The 15,355-nt window shown below is 67.3% G+C and carries 16 protein-coding genes; 13 read left to right on the forward strand and 3 right to left on the reverse strand.

Features of this window, described 5'->3' with window-relative positions:
- Nucleotides 1-127: 127 nt before the first annotated feature.
- From dapF to hslU, 8 genes are all read left to right on the forward strand, one after another.
- Nucleotides 128-997, forward strand: coding sequence for a diaminopimelate epimerase (gene dapF, locus HWX09_RS10680; RefSeq protein ID WP_027785727.1), 870 nt, complete (start codon nt 128-130; stop codon nt 995-997).
- 37 nt (nt 998-1,034) lie between these two features.
- On the forward strand, nt 1,035-1,760 hold the full coding sequence (locus tag HWX09_RS10685; protein WP_027785728.1) for a DUF484 family protein: 726 nt from the start codon (nt 1,035-1,037) through the stop codon (nt 1,758-1,760).
- Between the two features lie 13 nt (nt 1,761-1,773).
- Nucleotides 1,774-2,694, forward strand: coding sequence for a tyrosine recombinase XerC (gene xerC, locus HWX09_RS10690; RefSeq protein WP_027785729.1), 921 nt, complete (start codon nt 1,774-1,776; stop codon nt 2,692-2,694).
- Between the two features lie 76 nt (nt 2,695-2,770).
- Entirely contained in the window at nt 2,771-3,985 is a 1,215-nt protein-coding gene (locus HWX09_RS10695) for a class I SAM-dependent rRNA methyltransferase (RefSeq protein ID WP_027785730.1), read from the forward strand.
- A gap of 191 nt (nt 3,986-4,176) precedes the next feature.
- On the forward strand, nt 4,177-5,280 hold the full coding sequence (locus HWX09_RS10700; protein WP_027785731.1) for a GTP-binding protein: 1,104 nt from the start codon (nt 4,177-4,179) through the stop codon (nt 5,278-5,280).
- A 497-nt stretch (nt 5,281-5,777) separates the two neighbouring features.
- A complete protein-coding gene (gene dksA / locus HWX09_RS10705; RefSeq protein WP_006477498.1) occupies nt 5,778-6,194 on the forward strand; it encodes an RNA polymerase-binding protein DksA in 417 nt (138 codons plus the stop codon).
- Between the two features lie 237 nt (nt 6,195-6,431).
- Nucleotides 6,432-6,968, forward strand: a complete 537-nt coding sequence (gene hslV, locus HWX09_RS10710) for an ATP-dependent protease subunit HslV (RefSeq protein ID WP_006483683.1) — start codon at nt 6,432-6,434, stop codon at nt 6,966-6,968.
- 10 nt (nt 6,969-6,978) lie between these two features.
- On the forward strand, nt 6,979-8,322 hold the full coding sequence (hslU, locus tag HWX09_RS10715) for an ATP-dependent protease ATPase subunit HslU (RefSeq protein WP_027785732.1): 1,344 nt from the start codon (nt 6,979-6,981) through the stop codon (nt 8,320-8,322).
- Nucleotides 8,323-8,392: 70 nt separating this feature from the next.
- Here the strand turns inward: hslU and HWX09_RS10720 are convergent, their stop codons facing one another.
- From HWX09_RS10720 to HWX09_RS10730, 3 genes are all read right to left on the reverse strand, one after another.
- Nucleotides 8,393-8,935, reverse strand: coding sequence for a response regulator transcription factor (locus HWX09_RS10720; protein ID WP_021156278.1), 543 nt, complete (start codon nt 8,933-8,935; stop codon nt 8,393-8,395).
- A gap of 13 nt (nt 8,936-8,948) precedes the next feature.
- Nucleotides 8,949-10,370 (reverse strand): ATP-binding protein, encoded by a 1,422-nt coding sequence (locus HWX09_RS10725; RefSeq protein WP_027785733.1) that lies wholly within the window; start codon nt 10,368-10,370, stop codon nt 8,949-8,951.
- 103 nt (nt 10,371-10,473) lie between these two features.
- Nucleotides 10,474-10,698 carry a cysteine-rich CWC family protein gene (locus HWX09_RS10730; protein WP_027785734.1) on the reverse strand — a complete coding sequence of 75 codons (225 nt, stop codon included), beginning with the start codon at nt 10,696-10,698 and terminating at the stop codon, nt 10,474-10,476.
- A 293-nt stretch (nt 10,699-10,991) separates the two neighbouring features.
- Between HWX09_RS10730 and argB the strand changes: the two genes are divergently transcribed.
- From argB to metW, 5 genes are all read left to right on the forward strand, one after another.
- The gene (gene argB, locus HWX09_RS10735; protein WP_027785735.1) at nt 10,992-11,891 is read left to right on the forward strand and encodes an acetylglutamate kinase; all 900 of its coding nucleotides are present in this window, start codon (nt 10,992-10,994) and stop codon (nt 11,889-11,891) included.
- Nucleotides 11,888-12,679, forward strand: coding sequence for an HAD-IA family hydrolase (locus HWX09_RS10740; protein ID WP_027785736.1), 792 nt, complete (start codon nt 11,888-11,890; stop codon nt 12,677-12,679). The genes argB and HWX09_RS10740 overlap by 4 nt, the downstream gene beginning before the upstream one ends.
- Nucleotides 12,646-13,308, forward strand: coding sequence for a nucleoid occlusion factor SlmA (slmA, locus tag HWX09_RS10745; RefSeq protein WP_027785737.1), 663 nt, complete (start codon nt 12,646-12,648; stop codon nt 13,306-13,308). The genes HWX09_RS10740 and slmA overlap by 34 nt, the downstream gene beginning before the upstream one ends.
- A 267-nt stretch (nt 13,309-13,575) precedes the next feature.
- Nucleotides 13,576-14,721: a homoserine O-acetyltransferase gene (locus HWX09_RS10750; RefSeq protein ID WP_027785738.1), complete on the forward strand. Its 1,146-nt coding sequence runs from the start codon at nt 13,576-13,578 to the stop codon at nt 14,719-14,721.
- A complete protein-coding gene (metW, locus tag HWX09_RS10755) occupies nt 14,718-15,326 on the forward strand; it encodes a methionine biosynthesis protein MetW (protein ID WP_021156285.1) in 609 nt (202 codons plus the stop codon). The genes HWX09_RS10750 and metW overlap by 4 nt, the downstream gene beginning before the upstream one ends.
- Nucleotides 15,327-15,355 lie beyond the last annotated feature (29 nt).

Consider the following 15,355-nt stretch of genomic DNA (forward strand, 5'->3'; position numbering starts at 1 on the left):
GACGCCCCTGTCGGCTGCATGTATCATTTACGGCTGAGATCAGCACGACGAACGAGGCCGCCCCGGCATGGCCGCCGGCCGTTCATGTCGTGCCGACCGCCTCGTTCGCCATGGAATTCCGGACCCAGTGAAACTCTCGTTCACCAAGATGCACGGCGCGGGCAACGACTTCGTCGTGCTCGACGGCTATTCGCGCGCGCTGCCGCCGCTCACCGATGCGCAGGTGCGTGCGCTCGCCAACCGCCACTTCGGCATCGGCGCCGACCAGTTGCTGCTGGTCGAGAAACCGACCGTCGACGGCGCGGATTTCAAGTACCGGATATTCAATTGCGATGGTGGCGAGGTCGAGCACTGCGGCAACGGCGCGCGCTGTTTCGTGAAATTCGTCAGTGATCGCGGCCTGACCGACAAGCGCAGCGTGCGCGTGCAGGTCATGAAGGGCCTGATCACGCTGACGCTGCAGGACAACGGCGAAGTCGTCGTCGACATGGGCGCGCCCGTGTTCGCGCCGGCGCAGGTGCCGTTCGATGCATCGGGCCTCGATGGCCGGACCGACGGCAACGACACGCTGTGGCCGCTCGATGTCGGCGGCGCGACGCGCTGGGTCTCGACGGTGTCGATGGGCAACCCGCACGCGGTGCAGGTCGTCGACGACGCCGAAGCGTATCCGGTGCTGGAAGAAGGCCCGCTGATCGAGCGCCATGCGCGCTTCCCGCAGCGCGTGAACGCCGGCTTCATGCAGATCGTGTCGCGCCGCGAAGTGAAGCTGCGCGTGTACGAACGCGGCGCGGGCGAGACGCTCGCGTGCGGCACCGGTGCGTGCGCGGCGGTCGCGGCCGGCATCCGGCGCGGCCTGCTCGATTCGCCCGTGACCGTGCACACGCAAGGCGGCACGCTGACGATCGGCTGGGACGGCGCGCGCGACGAAGCCGCCGCGCTGACGATGGCCGGCCCCGCCACGACCGTGTTCGAAGGCGAGATCGACCTGAACGCCTGACCCTGCAACGTCCTTGATAACTGAACGCTCCAGCCACATGAACGATCGCGAAGTCGCCGACTACCTGCTCGCCAATCCCGAATTCTTCGCGCAGCACGCCGAGCTGCTCGCGACGATCCGTCTCGCGAACCCGCACGGCAAGGCCGCGATCTCGCTGCAGGAACGGCAGATGGAGATGCTGCGCGACAAGAACAAGCACCTCGAACGCCGCCTTGCCGAGCTCGTGCGCTACGGCCACGAGAACGACAGCCTGTCCGCGAAATTCAGCCGCTGGACCGCGCGCGTGATCGCGGAACGCGATCCGTACGCGCTGCCGCGCACGATCGCCGACGGCATCGCCGAGGTGTTCGACGTCCCGCAAACCGCGCTGCGCGTGTGGGATGTGGCCGACACCTACGCGCAAGCCGACTTCGCACGCCAGGTCGGCGAGGAAGTGCGCCTGTTCACGAACGGCCTGTCGACGCCGTACTGCGGCGCGAACACGGGCTTCGAGGCCGCCCAGTGGCTCGCGCCCGCCCTCGCCGCCCCGGCCGCGAGCGCGGCGGAAGGCGCCGAAGCCGCCCCGGCCGGCGACGGCTCGGCCGCGTCGATCGCGCTGCTCGCGCTGCGTGCACCGCTCGCCGGCACCGACGCGCCCGCGTTCGGCCTGCTGGTGCTCGGCTCGCCGGACGCGCGCCGCTTCCACGACGGGATGGCCACCGACTTCCTCGCGCAGATCGCGACGCTCGCGAGCGCCGCGCTCACGCGCCTGCTGCCGCACTGATCCGCCGCACGCGATGACCGACGATCCGATCGCCGCCTACCTGTCGAACCTGAAGCACGTCAGGCAGCTGTCGGAGCACACGCTGCGCGGGTACGCACACGAACTCGACGAACTGAAAAAGCTCGCGGCCGGCCGGCCGCTCGAAGCATTGACCGCCGTCGACATGCGCGGCGCGGTCGTGCGCGCACACGCGGCCGGGCTGTCCGCACGCTCGATCTCGCACCGGCTTTCCGCATGGCGCGCGTTCTATCGCTGGTTCGCACAACGCATCGAGATGCCCGCGAATCCCGTCGCCGGCGTACGCGCGCCCAAACGCGAGAAATCGCTGCCCAAAGCGCTGTCGGTCGACGATGCGGTCGCACTCATGGATACACCGCTGCCCGAAACGACCGAAGGCATCCGCGACCACGCGATCCTCGAGCTGTTCTATTCGTCGGGGCTGCGCCTCGCCGAACTGGTGGGGCTCGACGTCAGGTACACGCAGGCCGACGGCTACCGCTCGGCCGGCTGGCTCGATCTCGCCGAAGCCGAAGTCACCGTGCGCGGCAAGGGCAACAAGGAACGCAAGGTGCCGGTCGGCCGCAAGGCGATCGACGCGTTGAACGCGTGGCTCGCGGTGCGCGGCGAATTCGTGAAGCACGATCCGCATCCGCTGTTCGTGTCGGTGCGCGGCAACCGGATGTCGCCGGGCGTCGTGCGCGAACGCGTGAAGCGCGCGGCGCTCGCCGCCGGCATCCCCGCCAACGTCCACCCGCACGTGCTGCGCCACTCGTTCGCGACGCACGTGCTGCAATCGAGCGGCGACCTGCGCGCGGTGCAGGAACTGCTGGGCCACGCGAGCGTCGCCGCGACGCAGGTCTATACGTCGCTCGACTTCCAGCATCTCGCGAAGATTTACGACAGCGCGCATCCGCGCGCGAAGAAGCGCGACTGACGCACGTCCCGTGTTACCCGCCGCGCGCGGCGGCCGGCATCGGCCGGCGTCGCGCCAAGCCCATTTCGATCCCATCATGCAAACCGTCACCCTCAAGCCGTCCAAGGAAAAATCGCTGCTGCGCCGCCATCCGTGGATCTACGCCAATGCGATCGACCGCGTCGACGGCAAGCCCGCGCCCGGCGCGACCGTGCTCGTGCGCGCGCACGACGGCCGCTTTCTCGCGCGCGGCGCGTACAGCCCGCAGTCGCAAATCCGCGTGCGGGTGTGGAGCTTCGACGAGAGCGAGCCGATCGATCACGCGTTCTTCAAGCGCCGCGTGCAGCGCGCGGTCGCGCACCGTACGACGATGGTGTCGGGCACGGGCGCGGTGCGGCTCGTGTTCGGCGAAGCCGACGGGCTGCCGGGGCTGATCGTCGACTACTACGTCGCCGATACCGCCGAAGCCGGCGCGCCGCCGCGCGGGCAGCTCGTGTGCCAGTTCATGGCGGCCGGCGTCGAAGCGTGGAAGGAAGCGATCGTCGCGGCGCTCGTCGGCGCGACCGGCTGCCCGAACGTGTACGAGCGCTCGGACGTGTCGATCCGCGACAAGGAAGGGCTCGAACAGACGACCGGCGTGCTGGCCGGCGACGCGCCGCCCGCGACGCTGATCGCGAGCGAAAACGGCGTGCGCTATCACGTCGACGTGCCGAACGGCCACAAGACGGGCTTCTACGTCGACCAGCGCGACAACCGCGCGCTCGTCGCGCAGTACGCGGCCGACCGCGATGTGCTCAACTGCTTCTGCTACACCGGCGGCTTCTCGCTCGCGGCGCTCAAGGGCGGCGCGAAACGCGTCGTGTCGATCGACTCGTCGGGCGATGCGCTCGCGCTCGCGCAGCAGAACGTCGTCGCCAACGGCTTCGACGCGGAGCGCGCGACCTGGCTCGACGCGGATGCATTCAAGACGCTGCGCCGCCTCGTCGACGAAGGCGAGCGTTTCGACCTGATCGTGCTCGACCCGCCGAAGTTCGCGCCGACCCGCGACAGCGTCGATCGCGCGGCGCGCGCGTACAAGGACATCAACCTGAGCGGCTTCAAGCTGCTGCGCCCGGGCGGCCTGCTGTTCACGTACTCGTGTTCGGGTGCGATCGACATGGACCTGTTCCAGAAGATCGTCGCGGGCGCGGCCGCCGACGCGAAGGTCGACGCGCGCATCCTGAAGCGGCTCGGCGCGGGCGTCGATCACCCGCTGCTCGCCGCTTTCCCGGAAGGCGAATATCTGAAGGGCCTGCTGTTGCAAATCGTCTGATCGCCCCGATCTAGCGCGCACGACCGCGCCTGCCGCCCGCTGGCGGGCCAGCGCTTTCGCCTGTCGTCCGGACGACGGGCGGGGGCTTGACAGGTATGTTTCAATGGATAGTTGTGCGCCCCGGCTCGCAGCGCGAGGGCGCGACGCACATCCTGGTTTTGACCCCGATTCACGAACCACAGGCGACCGACATGGCCACTCCCGTCACCATCCTCACCGGCTTCCTCGGCAGCGGCAAGACGACGCTGCTCAAGCGCATCCTGAACGAACAGCACGGCATGAAGATCGCCGTGATCGAGAACGAGTTCGGCGAAGAGAACATCGACAACGAAATCCTCGTGCAGGATTCGAACGAGCAGATCATCCAGATGAGCAACGGCTGCATCTGCTGCACGATCCGCGGCGACCTCGCCCGCGCGCTCGGCGATCTGGCCGCGAAAAAGCGCGAAGGCAAACTCGACTTCGACCGCATCGTGATCGAGACGACCGGCCTCGCGAACCCGGGCCCCGTCGCGCAGACGTTTTTCATCGACAGCGAAATCGCCGACGATTTCCTGCTCGACGCGGTCATCACGCTGGTCGACGCGAAGCACGCGAACGCGCAACTCGACGAACACGAAGTGGTGCAGCGCCAGGTCGGTTTCGCCGACCGCCTGTTCATCACGAAGTCGGACCTGGTCGACGACCAGACCGTCGCCGGCCTCAAGCACCGCCTGATGCACATGAACCCGAAGGCCGCGATCAAGGTCGTGAATTTCGGCGAAGCGGACATCAAGGAAATCTTCGACCTGCGCGGCTTCAATCTGAACGCGAAGCTCGAGATCGATCCCGATTTCCTCGCCGAGGACGATCACGCGCACGACCACCACGATCACGACCATGATCACGATCACGCCGGTTGCGACCACGATCACGGTCAATGCGCGCACGATCACGATCACGGCCACGATCACGGCCACGATCACGGCCACCACAATCATCACCACGCGCACCACGACGACAAGATCAAGTCGTTCGTGTACCGCAACGACCGCCCGTTCGATCCGAACAAGCTGGAAGACTTCCTCGGCGGCATCCTGCAGATCTACGGCGAGCGGATGCTGCGCTACAAGGGCGTGCTGTACATGAAGGGCGTCGACCGCAAGGTCGTGTTCCAGGGCGTGCACCAGATGATGGGCAGCGACCTCGCCGCCAAGTGGCTGCCGGCCGAGAAGAAGACCAACAAGATGGTGTTCATCGGCGTCGACCTGCCGCAGGACCTGATCACCGACGGCCTCGACGCCTGCCTCGCCTGACCCGCGCGGGCGCCTGCCGTCCCGCGCTGCCCGGCCGCCTTCGCAGGCAGCCGCGGCAGCCGCGCGACGCCTTTTCCGGGCAGGGTTTCGCCGTCATCGCTTTTTCGCGATTTGCGCGTTATATTTTCTAGATATCGGCGCGACCGACGGGGATCGACCCGATACGGCGGCCGCTTGCGATTCAGTTACAATACGTGCCCGCTGGAGTACGGCAACAAACAGGCCCGGTTCTTGCTGAACCAGTTTTATCCGGGCATCGCAACCGCGCCGGATCGCCCATCCGCCTCCCGGCCGCGGCCGATGCGATCTGCCGCGCAGCATACCGGTTCGCAGCGCGCGCAAATCCGCGCCAGGCCTATCCTGGTATTTGAGAACCGGTTTTCCAGAGGCTTTCGGCCCCGCGGCGGCAAATCGCAAATGATTGCAAGGGCGGTTGCGGGTAATCCCAAAGTGCAGGCACTATCTCTCGATTTGCCGCACATTGAAGAAGCAAGCAGATGACGAAGAAACTCTTGACCGAAGCCGAAATCCTGAAGATGAGCGACAAGGATTACATGAATGAGGATCAGCTCGCCTTCTTCAAAAATCGGCTCGAACAGTTGCAGGCGGACATCCTCAAGAATGCAGGCCAGACGACCGAGAACCTGCGCGAGACGGTGATCGTTCCCGATCCCGCCGACCGCGCGACCATCGAGGAAGAGCACGCGCTCGAGTTGCGCACGCGCGATCGCGAACGCAAGCTCCTCAAGAAGGTTCAGCAGTCGCTCGCCCGCATCGATTCCGGCGACTACGGCTGGTGTGAGGAAACCGGCGAACCGATCGGCATTCCGCGCCTGCTCGCGCGTCCGACCGCCACGCTGTCGCTCGAGGCGCAGGAGCGCCGCGAGCTGCGCCAGAAGCTGTTCGGCGACTGATCGAGCGGCATTCCGCTCAGACACGCTGCTTCCCGGAAGCGCGCGGCCTGCCGCGCGCTTTTTGTTTTTCCGGCGCCGGCTCCCGGCCGCCGGCCGATTTGTCTCCCCCTCTTGATATCCCGGCGCCCGCCCTAAAATGAAACGGACGCGCGCCGGGCCGCTTCCCGGCGCACTGCGGATTCACGCGGCGGCGCCTCGCGCCGCCCGACTCTTCCCCGTTTTTCTCAAGGAACGCAGATGGAGCAATTTCACGGCACGACCATCGTTTCGGTCCGGCGCGGCGACAAGGTCGCGCTCGGCGGCGACGGCCAGGTAACCCTCGGCAACATCGTCATGAAGGGTGGCGCGCGGAAAGTGCGGCGGATCTACAACAACCAGGTTCTGGTCGGATTCGCGGGCGGCACCGCCGATGCGTTCTCGCTCCTCGATCGCTTCGAGGCGAAGCTAGAGAAGCACCAGGGCAACCTCACCCGCGCGGCCGTCGAGCTCGCGAAGGACTGGCGCACCGACCGGATGCTGCGCCGCCTCGAGGCGATGCTGATCACGGCAGATGCGACCACCACGCTCGTGATCACCGGCAACGGCGACGTGCTCGATCCGGAAGGCGGCATCTGCGCAATCGGCTCGGGCGGCGCGTACGCGCAGGCCGCGGCCCGCGCGCTCGTCGAGAATACCGACCTGTCGCCGCGCGAGATCGTCGAGAAGTCGCTGGGGATCGCCGGCGACATGTGCATCTACACGAACCACAACCGCATCATCGAAACGATCGAGTAAGGACAGCCCCATGAGCACCATGACCCCTGCCGAGATCGTCTCGGAACTCGACAAGCACATCATCGGCCAGGCGAAGGCGAAGAAGGCCGTCGCCGTCGCGCTGCGCAACCGCTGGCGCCGCCAGCAGGTCGCCGACCCGCTGCGCCAGGAAATCACCCCGAAGAACATCCTGATGATCGGGCCGACGGGCGTCGGCAAGACCGAAATCGCGCGCCGCCTCGCGAAGCTCGCCGATGCGCCGTTCATCAAGATCGAAGCGACCAAGTTCACCGAAGTCGGCTACGTCGGCCGCGACGTCGACAGCATCGTGCGCGACCTGATGGAAACGTCGGTCAAGCAGACGCGCGAAACCGAGATGCGCAAGGTGCGCAGCAAGGCGACCGATCAGGCGGAAGACCGCATCCTCGACATCCTGCTGCCGCAACCGCGCGCGGTGGGCTTCGGCGGCAATGCCGACCACGCGAACGACGACAACAACGCGACGCGCCAGACGTTCCGCAAGCGCCTACGCGAAGGCCAGCTCGACGACAAGGAAGTCGAGCTCGACCTCGAGCAGCCGTCGGTCGGCATGGACATCATGGCGCCGCCCGGGATGGAAGAGATGACCGAGCAGATCCGCTCGATGTTCTCGAACCTCGGCAGCGGCAAGAAGCAGCGCCGCAAGGTGAAGATCAAGGAAGCGCTGAAGCTGCTGACCGACGAGGAAGCGGCGAAGATGCTGAACGAAGAGGAAGTGAAGACGAAGGCCGTGCAGAACGTCGAGCAGAACGGCATCGTGTTCCTCGACGAGATCGACAAGATCACGTCGCGCAACAACGAAGGCACCGGCGGTGAAGTGTCGCGCCAGGGCGTGCAACGCGACCTGCTGCCGCTCGTCGAGGGCACGACGGTCAACACGAAGTACGGGATGGTGAAGACCGATCACATCCTGTTCATCGCGAGCGGCGCATTCCACCTCGCGAAGCCGAGCGACCTGATTCCCGAACTGCAGGGGCGCTTCCCGATCCGCGTCGAGCTCGATTCGCTGTCGGTCGAAGACTTCGAGGCGATCCTCGATGCGACCGACGCGAGCCTCGTCAAGCAGTACCAGGCACTGCTCGCGACCGAAGACGTGCAGCTCGAATTCGCCGACGACGGTATCCGGCGCCTCGCCGAGATCGCATTCGCGGTTAACGAGAAAACCGAGAACATCGGTGCTCGCCGGCTGTACACGGTGATCGAGAAGCTGCTCGAGGAAGTGTCGTTCTCGGCGGGCAACCACGCCGGCGAGCGCGTGACGATCGACGCGAAGTACGTCGACCGCGCGCTCGGCGAAGTGTCGCAGGACGAAGACCTGTCGCGCTACGTGCTGTAACGCGCGCGGCGCCGGATGAAAAACGGGCGGCCCCTTCGTCGGGGGCCGCCCGTTTTCGTTGGTGTGCCGCTTATTGCCGAACCGGCTTCTTCGCGAGCTTGCGCTGCAGTGTGCGGCGGTGCATGTTCAGCGCGCGCGCGGTCGCCGAAATGTTGTTGTTGTTCTCGGCCAGCACGCGCTGGATGTGCTCCCATTCGAGCCGGTCGACCGACAGCACGACCGGATTCTCGAGCGCCTCGTCGGCCTGCACTTCGGTCGCGTTGGTCTGCAGCGCGGCCAGGATCGACTCGACGTTCGCCGGCTTCGCGAGGTAGTTGTCGGCGCCTTCCTTCACGGCCTGCACGGCGGTCGCGATGCTCGCGTAGCCGGTCAGCACTAGAATCCGCGCATCGGGCTGCAGATCGCACAACGGCGCGATCAGGCTCAGCCCCGAATCCTCGCCGAGATGCAGGTCGACGGTGATGAACTGGAACTTGCCGCCCGCGGCGAGCCGGAGCGCCGCCTCCTTGTCGTGCGCCTGCTGAACCGCGTAACCGCGGCGCTCGAGGCCGCGCGCGAGCGTGCCCGCGAACACCTCGTTGTCGTCGATCACCAGGAAGTTGTTCTCGCTCATGTGGTTTCTCCGTCTACGTGTTGGTTGAGGCAGCCGGCATCGCGACACGCACGACCGGCAGGCGCAGCACGGCCCGCGTGCCGCGCACGGCCGCTGCGCCGGCCGGCGGGCGGCTGTCCGGCGTGCCGGTTGGCCGTTCGGCTGCACGTGCACCCGTGCGTTGTCCCGATGTGGCCGCCGCGTGGCCGTTCGCCGCACCGCCGGCCCGCCCGTTGCCGCCCGCCGCACGCGGCGTGACATCGGACAGTTCGATCTCGCCGCCCAGCCGCGCGGCCGCACTGAACGCGAGATACAGGCCGACGCCGTGCCCGCCCTGCGTGCTGTCGACCGGCATCGCGCCGAGCGATTCGCGCAGCGCGGCCGGAATGCCGGGCCCGTCGTCGCATACCTCGAATTCGATTTCGTCGGCCGCGCGGTCGTGCGCGACCTTCGCGGCGAGCGTCACGCGCTGCGGGCTCGCGCGCGCGGCGTTGTCGAGCAGGATCGTCAGGATCTGGCCGGCCGCGACCGTATCGTCGAGCGCGACGCCCGACGGGCGCGCGCCGAGCAACTCGAACTGCACGTGCGGATGCCGCAGGCGCCAGTGCTCGACGAACGTGTCGAGCCAGTCGTCCACCGGCTGGCGGCTCGCCGGCGTGCTCGCGCGGCTGCGCAGGCGCGCGAGCGCCGACGTGCAGAGCGTCATCTGCTCCTCGAGCACCTTCAGGTCGGCCTCGTAGCGCGCCAGCCCCGGATCGGCGCGCGCCGCGTCGCGCAACTCCTCGGCGAGCATCGCGATCGTCGACAGCGGCGTGCCCATTTCGTGCGCGACGGTGGCGGCCTGCACGCCGAGCGCGACCGCCCGCTCGTCGCGCAGCAGGTGCTGCTGCGCTTCGCCAAGCGCCGCGTCGCGCTGGCGCAGCGCATTCGACATGCGCGCGACGAACCACGCGATCAGCCCGACGCTGACCATGAAGTTCGCCCACATGCCGGTGCGGTAGTAGTCGAACAGGTTCGCCGGATTGTCCATGTTGAGCGGCACCGAATCGAAGCCGAGCGCCGCGTAGCACGCGACCGCGAACGCCGCGAGCCAGATCATCAGGTGCCACGGCAGCACGGCCGCCGCGATCGCGAGCGACGGCAGGTACAGCGACACGAACGGGTTGGTCGTGCCGCCCGACAGGAACAGCAGTGCGGACAGCGCACCGAGGTCGACCCACAGCTGGCCGAGCAGCTCGAAATTGGTCTCGGGCCGCGCGCGCAGCACGCGCACCCAGGTCAGCGCGTTGAAAACGATTTCGAGCGCGATGACCATCAGCATCGCCGGCAGCGGCAGATGTACGCCGAAATAGGTCTGCACGACGCCGATCGTCACGAGCTGGCCGATGATCGCGAGATTGCGGAGCCAGAACAGGTGACTGAGGTTGACGCGCCCGGTGGTGGTGATTCGTTGCATCCGGGCAGTTTACCCGTTTAGCGCCCCGCGCCTCTAGCGGGGCCGGATCCGCGCGCACGAACGGGCGACGCGCGTGCGCGGCGGGGCCTCCGGCGGCGCCTCGTCAACCGGCCGCGCCGGCCATGCGCTGCGCAATCTCGTCAGCCAGGCACTCGGGGCATCGGCATCGCGCACCGGCCGCCGGCGGCGTGCCGTCGGGCAGCACCGGCATCGACGCGCACCAGCAGTCGAACGGCTGCGTGTGCGCGCCGCAGTCGAAGCCGCGCCCGCAGTGCGGGCAGCGCGCACGGCGCGGGGCGGAACGGGCGTCGGCGGCGGAATCGGTCATGGCGCATTCGCGGAAGCGGGCGGGACATCGCCCTACGCGACAAGCATAGCGCGGCGGCTGAATTTTGCACGCCGGCCGCCCGGCCGAAGTCGGCCGCAAACGCACGCGCACCCGCCCGTCGGCGCCCTCAGCGCGACCACGCTCGAATCGTGCCGCGCCATAGCCGGCGGGCCGCCGCGTGCGATGCCGCGTCGCGCCGCCGGTGTTCCGGCCGGCCCAAAAACCCGATGCTGCGCTGCGCCACTCCTGTACAATTCGCCCTGTTTCAACCGTTCCCAGCCAGAGCCGCCGCCATGTCCGAGCCCATCGACCTCTCGCAGATCGCCCCCACGCTGAAAGCAGAAATCCTCGCGGAGGCGCTGCCGTATATCCGTCGCTACCACGGCAAGACCGTGGTCATCAAATACGGCGGCAACGCGATGACGGAAGAGCGGCTCAAGCAAGGCTTCGCGCGCGACGTGATCCTGCTGAAACTGGTCGGCATCAACCCGGTGATCGTCCACGGCGGCGGTCCGCAGATCGATCACGCGCTGAAGAAGATCGGCAAGGCCGGCACCTTCATCCAGGGCATGCGCGTCACCGACGAAGAGACGATGGAAGTCGTCGAATGGGTGCTCGGCGGCGAAGTGCAGCAGGACATCGTGATGCTAATCAACCACTTCGGCGGCCACGCGGTGGGCCTGACGGGCAAGGACGGCGGCCTGATCCACGCGCGCAAGCTGCTGATGCCGGACCGCGACAACCCGGGCCAGTACATCGACATCGGCCAGGTCGGCGAAGTCGAGGCGATCAACCCGGCCGTCGTGAAGGCGCTGCAGGACGATGCGTTCATCCCGGTGATCTCGCCGATCGGCCTCGGTCAGGACGGCCTCTCGTACAACATCAACGCAGACCTCGTCGCGGGCAAGCTCGCGACCGTGCTGAACGCCGAGAAGCTGCTGATGATGACCAACATCCCGGGCGTGATGGACAAGGACGGCAACCTGCTGACCGACCTGTCCGCACGCGAGATCGACGCACTGTTCGAGGACGGCACGATTTCGGGCGGCATGCTGCCGAAGATTTCGTCGGCGCTCGACGCGGCGAAGAGCGGCGTGAAGTCGGTGCACATCGTCGATGGCCGGATCGAGCACTCGGTGCTGCTGGAAATCCTGACCGAGCAGCCGTTCGGCACGATGATCCGCTCGCATTGAGCGCGCGCCGCCCGCCTGCCGGCTCGGCTCTGCCGGCCCCGTTGCGGCGCCGACGCATCTCGCGCAGCCGGCCGCGCGCCGGCGCGCCCGTCTGGCTGTTCGATCTCGACAACACGCTGCACCACGCGTCGCACGCGATCTTTCCGGAGATCAACCGTGCGATGACGCAATACATCATCGACGCGCTGCAGGTCGGGCGAGCCGAAGCCGACCGCCTGCGCAACGGCTACACCGAGCGCTACGGCGCCGCGCTGCTCGGCCTCACGCGCCATCACCCGATCGACCCGCACGACTTCCTGCGCGTGGTCCACACGTTTTCCGACCTGCCCGCGATGGTGCGCGCCGAGCGCGGCCTCGCGCGCATCGTCGCCGCGCTGCCGGGTCGCAAGCTGGTGCTGACCAACGCGCCGGAGCACTACGCGCGCGCGGTGCTGCACGAGCTGCGCATCGAGCGGCTGTTCGAGCGCGTGATCGCGATCGAACACATGCGCGACCGCCGTGCGTGGCGCGCCAAGCCCGACCACGCGATGCTGCGCCGGATACTGCGCGCCGCGCATGCGCGTGCGGCCGACGCGATCCTCGTCGAGGATACCCGCAGCCACCTGAAGCACTACAAGCGCCTCGGCATCGGCACGGTATGGATCACGGGGCACCTGCCGGGCCATCTGCCGGGCACCGGGCGCCCGCTTTATGTCGACCAGCGGATTCGTTCGTTAAAATCGCTGCGACTGGGCACTCGATCGGGGCGACAAAAATGCAGCCGACTCACCCGCAGGACCAAGCCGTAACGGAAGGCCAGGCCACACCCTCGCGCCCGCGCCCGAAGCCGGGCGAGCGGCGCGTGATGATCCTGCAGACGCTCGCCGCGATGCTCGAGGCGCCGAAATCCGAGAAGATCACGACCGCCGCGCTCGCGGCCCGGCTCGACGTGTCGGAAGCCGCGCTGTACCGGCACTTCGCGAGCAAGGCGAAGATGTACGAAGGGCTGATCGAGTTCATCGAGCAGTCGCTGTTCGGCCTCGTCAACCAGATCGTCGCGAAGGAGCCGAACGGCGTGCTGCAGGCACGCACGATCGCGCTGACGATGCTCAATTTCGCCGCGAAGAATCCCGGGATGACGCGCGTGCTGACGGGCGAGGCGCTCGTCGGCGAGGACGAGCGGCTCACCGAGCGCGTGAACCAGTTGCTCGACCGTATCGAGGCGACCGTCAAGCAATGCCTGCGCGTCGCGCGCACGGAAGCGGGCGCGCCCGACGGCGCGGCGCCGTTCGTGCTGCCGGCCGATTACGATCCGGCTGTGCGGGCGAGCCTGCTCGTCAGCTATGTGATCGGCAGGTGGCATCGCTTCGCGAAGGGCGGATTCCAGAAGCCGCCCGGCGAGCAGGCCGATGCGCAGTTGCGGCTGATCCTGCAGTGAGCGGCGTCTGACGGCGCGCTCGGCCACGCGCCGAAATCCGCGCTTCGCAATTTCCGCTATACTTTGCCGACCTGCCGCCCCCTTGGCGGCAGGTCGGAAGCGCGCCGATTTGCTGACTCGATTGCGGGCGCGCGAACCGGCCGGGGCCTTGGTTTCTCTTTGTCCCGGCGGTTCACTACAAATGCGGCTAAAGAGGTCGTCAGCCGCGCATCTCCGACTCCGCGCCTCGCCGACACCATTTAGCCGCCCAGTCATAAGGCGGAACGAATGGAATCGATCGGCATCGTCGCTCCACAGACCATGCACTTCGCCGAACCGCTGCGTTTGCAAAACGGCAGCGCGCTCGGCAACTATCAGCTCGTCGTCGAGACGTACGGCGAGCTCAACGCCGCGCGCTCGAACGCGGTGCTCGTCTGCCACGCACTCAACGCGTCGCATCACGTCGCCGGCGTCTACGCGGACGATCCGCGCAGCACCGGCTGGTGGGACAACATGGTCGGGCCGGCCAAGCCGCTCGACACCAACCGCTTCTTCGTGATCGGCGTAAACAACCTCGGTTCGTGCTTCGGCTCGACCGGCCCGATGAGCATCGATCCGTCGACCGGCAAGCCGTACGGCGCGAAGTTCCCGGTGGTGACCGTCGAGGACTGGGTGCATGCGCAGGCGCGCGTCGCCGACGCGTTCGGCATCGAGCGCTTTGCCGCCGTGATGGGCGGCAGCCTCGGCGGGATGCAGGCGCTCGCGTGGAGCCTGATGTATCCGGAGCGCGTCGCGCACTGCATCGACATCGCGTCGACGCCGAAGCTGTCCGCGCAGAACATCGCGTTCAACGAGGTCGCGCGCTCGGCGATCCTGTCCGACCCCGACTTCCACGGCGGCGACTATTACGCGCACGGCGTGAAACCGAAGCGCGGCCTGCGCGTCGCGCGGATGATCGGCCACATCACGTATCTGTCCGACGACGACATGGCCGAGAAATTCGGCCGGGCGCTGCGCCGCGCGGACGGCGCACTCGATGCGTACAACTTCAGCTTCGACGTCGAATTCGAGGTCGAGTCGTACCTGCGCTACCAGGGCGACAAGTTCGCCGACTACTTCGACGCGAACACCTACCTGCTGATCACGCGCGCGCTCGACTATTTCGACCCGGCGAAGGCGTTCGACGGCAACCTGACGGCCGCGCTCGCACAGACGCAAGCGAAATACCTGATCGCGAGCTTCTCGACCGACTGGCGCTTCGCGCCGGCGCGCTCGCGCGAGATCGTGAAGGCGCTGCTCGACAACAAGCGCACGGTCAGCTACGCGGAAATCGATGCGCCGCACGGCCACGACGCGTTCCTGCTCGACGACGCGCGCTATCACAACCTGATCCGCGCGTATTACGAACGAATCGCCATCGAGGTGGGAGCATGAACCAGCAAGCGCTGAATTCCCTGTCCGCGCGCGCGGACTTCCGCACGATCGCCCGCTGGGTCGAGCCGCGCTCGACCGTGCTCGACCTCGGCTGCGGCGACGGCTCGCTGCTCGCGCTGCTGATGGAGGAGCTGGACGTCACCGGCTACGGGATCGAGCTGAACGACGCGGGCGTGCTCGCGAGCGCGAAAAACGGCATCAACGTGATCCAGCAGAACCTCGAGGACGGCCTGCGCCTGTTCGAGGATCACAGCTTCGACATCGCGATCCTGTCGCAAACTTTGCAGACGATCCACCAGACGGCCGCGATCCTGCGCGAAACGGCGCGCGTCGGGCGCGAGTGCATCGTGTCGTTCCCGAACTTCGGCTACTGGTCGCACCGGCTGTCGGTGCTGCACGGCCGCATGCCGGTATCGAAATCGCTGCCGTACCAGTGGCACAACACGCCGAACGTGCGGGTGCTGACGATCAAGGATTTCGAGGCGCTCGCGCCGGAGGTCGGTGTCACGATCCTCGACCGCGTCGTGCTGCACGAAGGCCAGCCGATTCGATGGGGAGCGAACTGGCGTGGTAGTCTTGCTGTCTATCGCGTCAAGCGCAGCTGAGCCGGGGAGCCGTTGACGGAAGATCCGGC

The sequence above is a fragment of the Burkholderia sp. BCC1208 genome, assembly GCF_902833095.1.
In the GTDB taxonomy this organism is placed as follows: Bacteria; Pseudomonadota; Gammaproteobacteria; order Burkholderiales; family Burkholderiaceae; genus Burkholderia.

Bases quoted from the DNA above. Each gene is read 5' to 3' on its own strand.
- HWX09_RS10685 (WP_027785728.1), top strand. From the start codon at position 1,035: ATGAACGATCGCGAAGTCGCCGACTACCTGCTCGCCAATCCCGAATTC.
- xerC (WP_027785729.1), top strand. From the start codon at position 1,774: ATGACCGACGATCCGATCGCCGCCTACCTGTCGAACCTGAAGCACGTC.
- HWX09_RS10695 (WP_027785730.1), top strand. From the start codon at position 2,771: ATGCAAACCGTCACCCTCAAGCCGTCCAAGGAAAAATCGCTGCTGCGC.
- HWX09_RS10700 (WP_027785731.1), top strand. From the start codon at position 4,177: ATGGCCACTCCCGTCACCATCCTCACCGGCTTCCTCGGCAGCGGCAAG.
- dksA (WP_006477498.1), top strand. From the start codon at position 5,778: ATGACGAAGAAACTCTTGACCGAAGCCGAAATCCTGAAGATGAGCGAC.
- hslV (WP_006483683.1), top strand. From the start codon at position 6,432: ATGGAGCAATTTCACGGCACGACCATCGTTTCGGTCCGGCGCGGCGAC.
- hslU (WP_027785732.1), top strand. From the start codon at position 6,979: ATGAGCACCATGACCCCTGCCGAGATCGTCTCGGAACTCGACAAGCAC.
- HWX09_RS10720 (WP_021156278.1), bottom strand. From the start codon at position 8,935: ATGAGCGAGAACAACTTCCTGGTGATCGACGACAACGAGGTGTTCGCG.
- HWX09_RS10725 (WP_027785733.1), bottom strand. From the start codon at position 10,370: ATGCAACGAATCACCACCACCGGGCGCGTCAACCTCAGTCACCTGTTC.
- HWX09_RS10730 (WP_027785734.1), bottom strand. From the start codon at position 10,698: ATGACCGATTCCGCCGCCGACGCCCGTTCCGCCCCGCGCCGTGCGCGC.
- argB (WP_027785735.1), top strand. From the start codon at position 10,992: ATGTCCGAGCCCATCGACCTCTCGCAGATCGCCCCCACGCTGAAAGCA.
- slmA (WP_027785737.1), top strand. From the start codon at position 12,646: ATGCAGCCGACTCACCCGCAGGACCAAGCCGTAACGGAAGGCCAGGCC.
- HWX09_RS10750 (WP_027785738.1), top strand. From the start codon at position 13,576: ATGGAATCGATCGGCATCGTCGCTCCACAGACCATGCACTTCGCCGAA.
- metW (WP_021156285.1), top strand. From the start codon at position 14,718: ATGAACCAGCAAGCGCTGAATTCCCTGTCCGCGCGCGCGGACTTCCGC.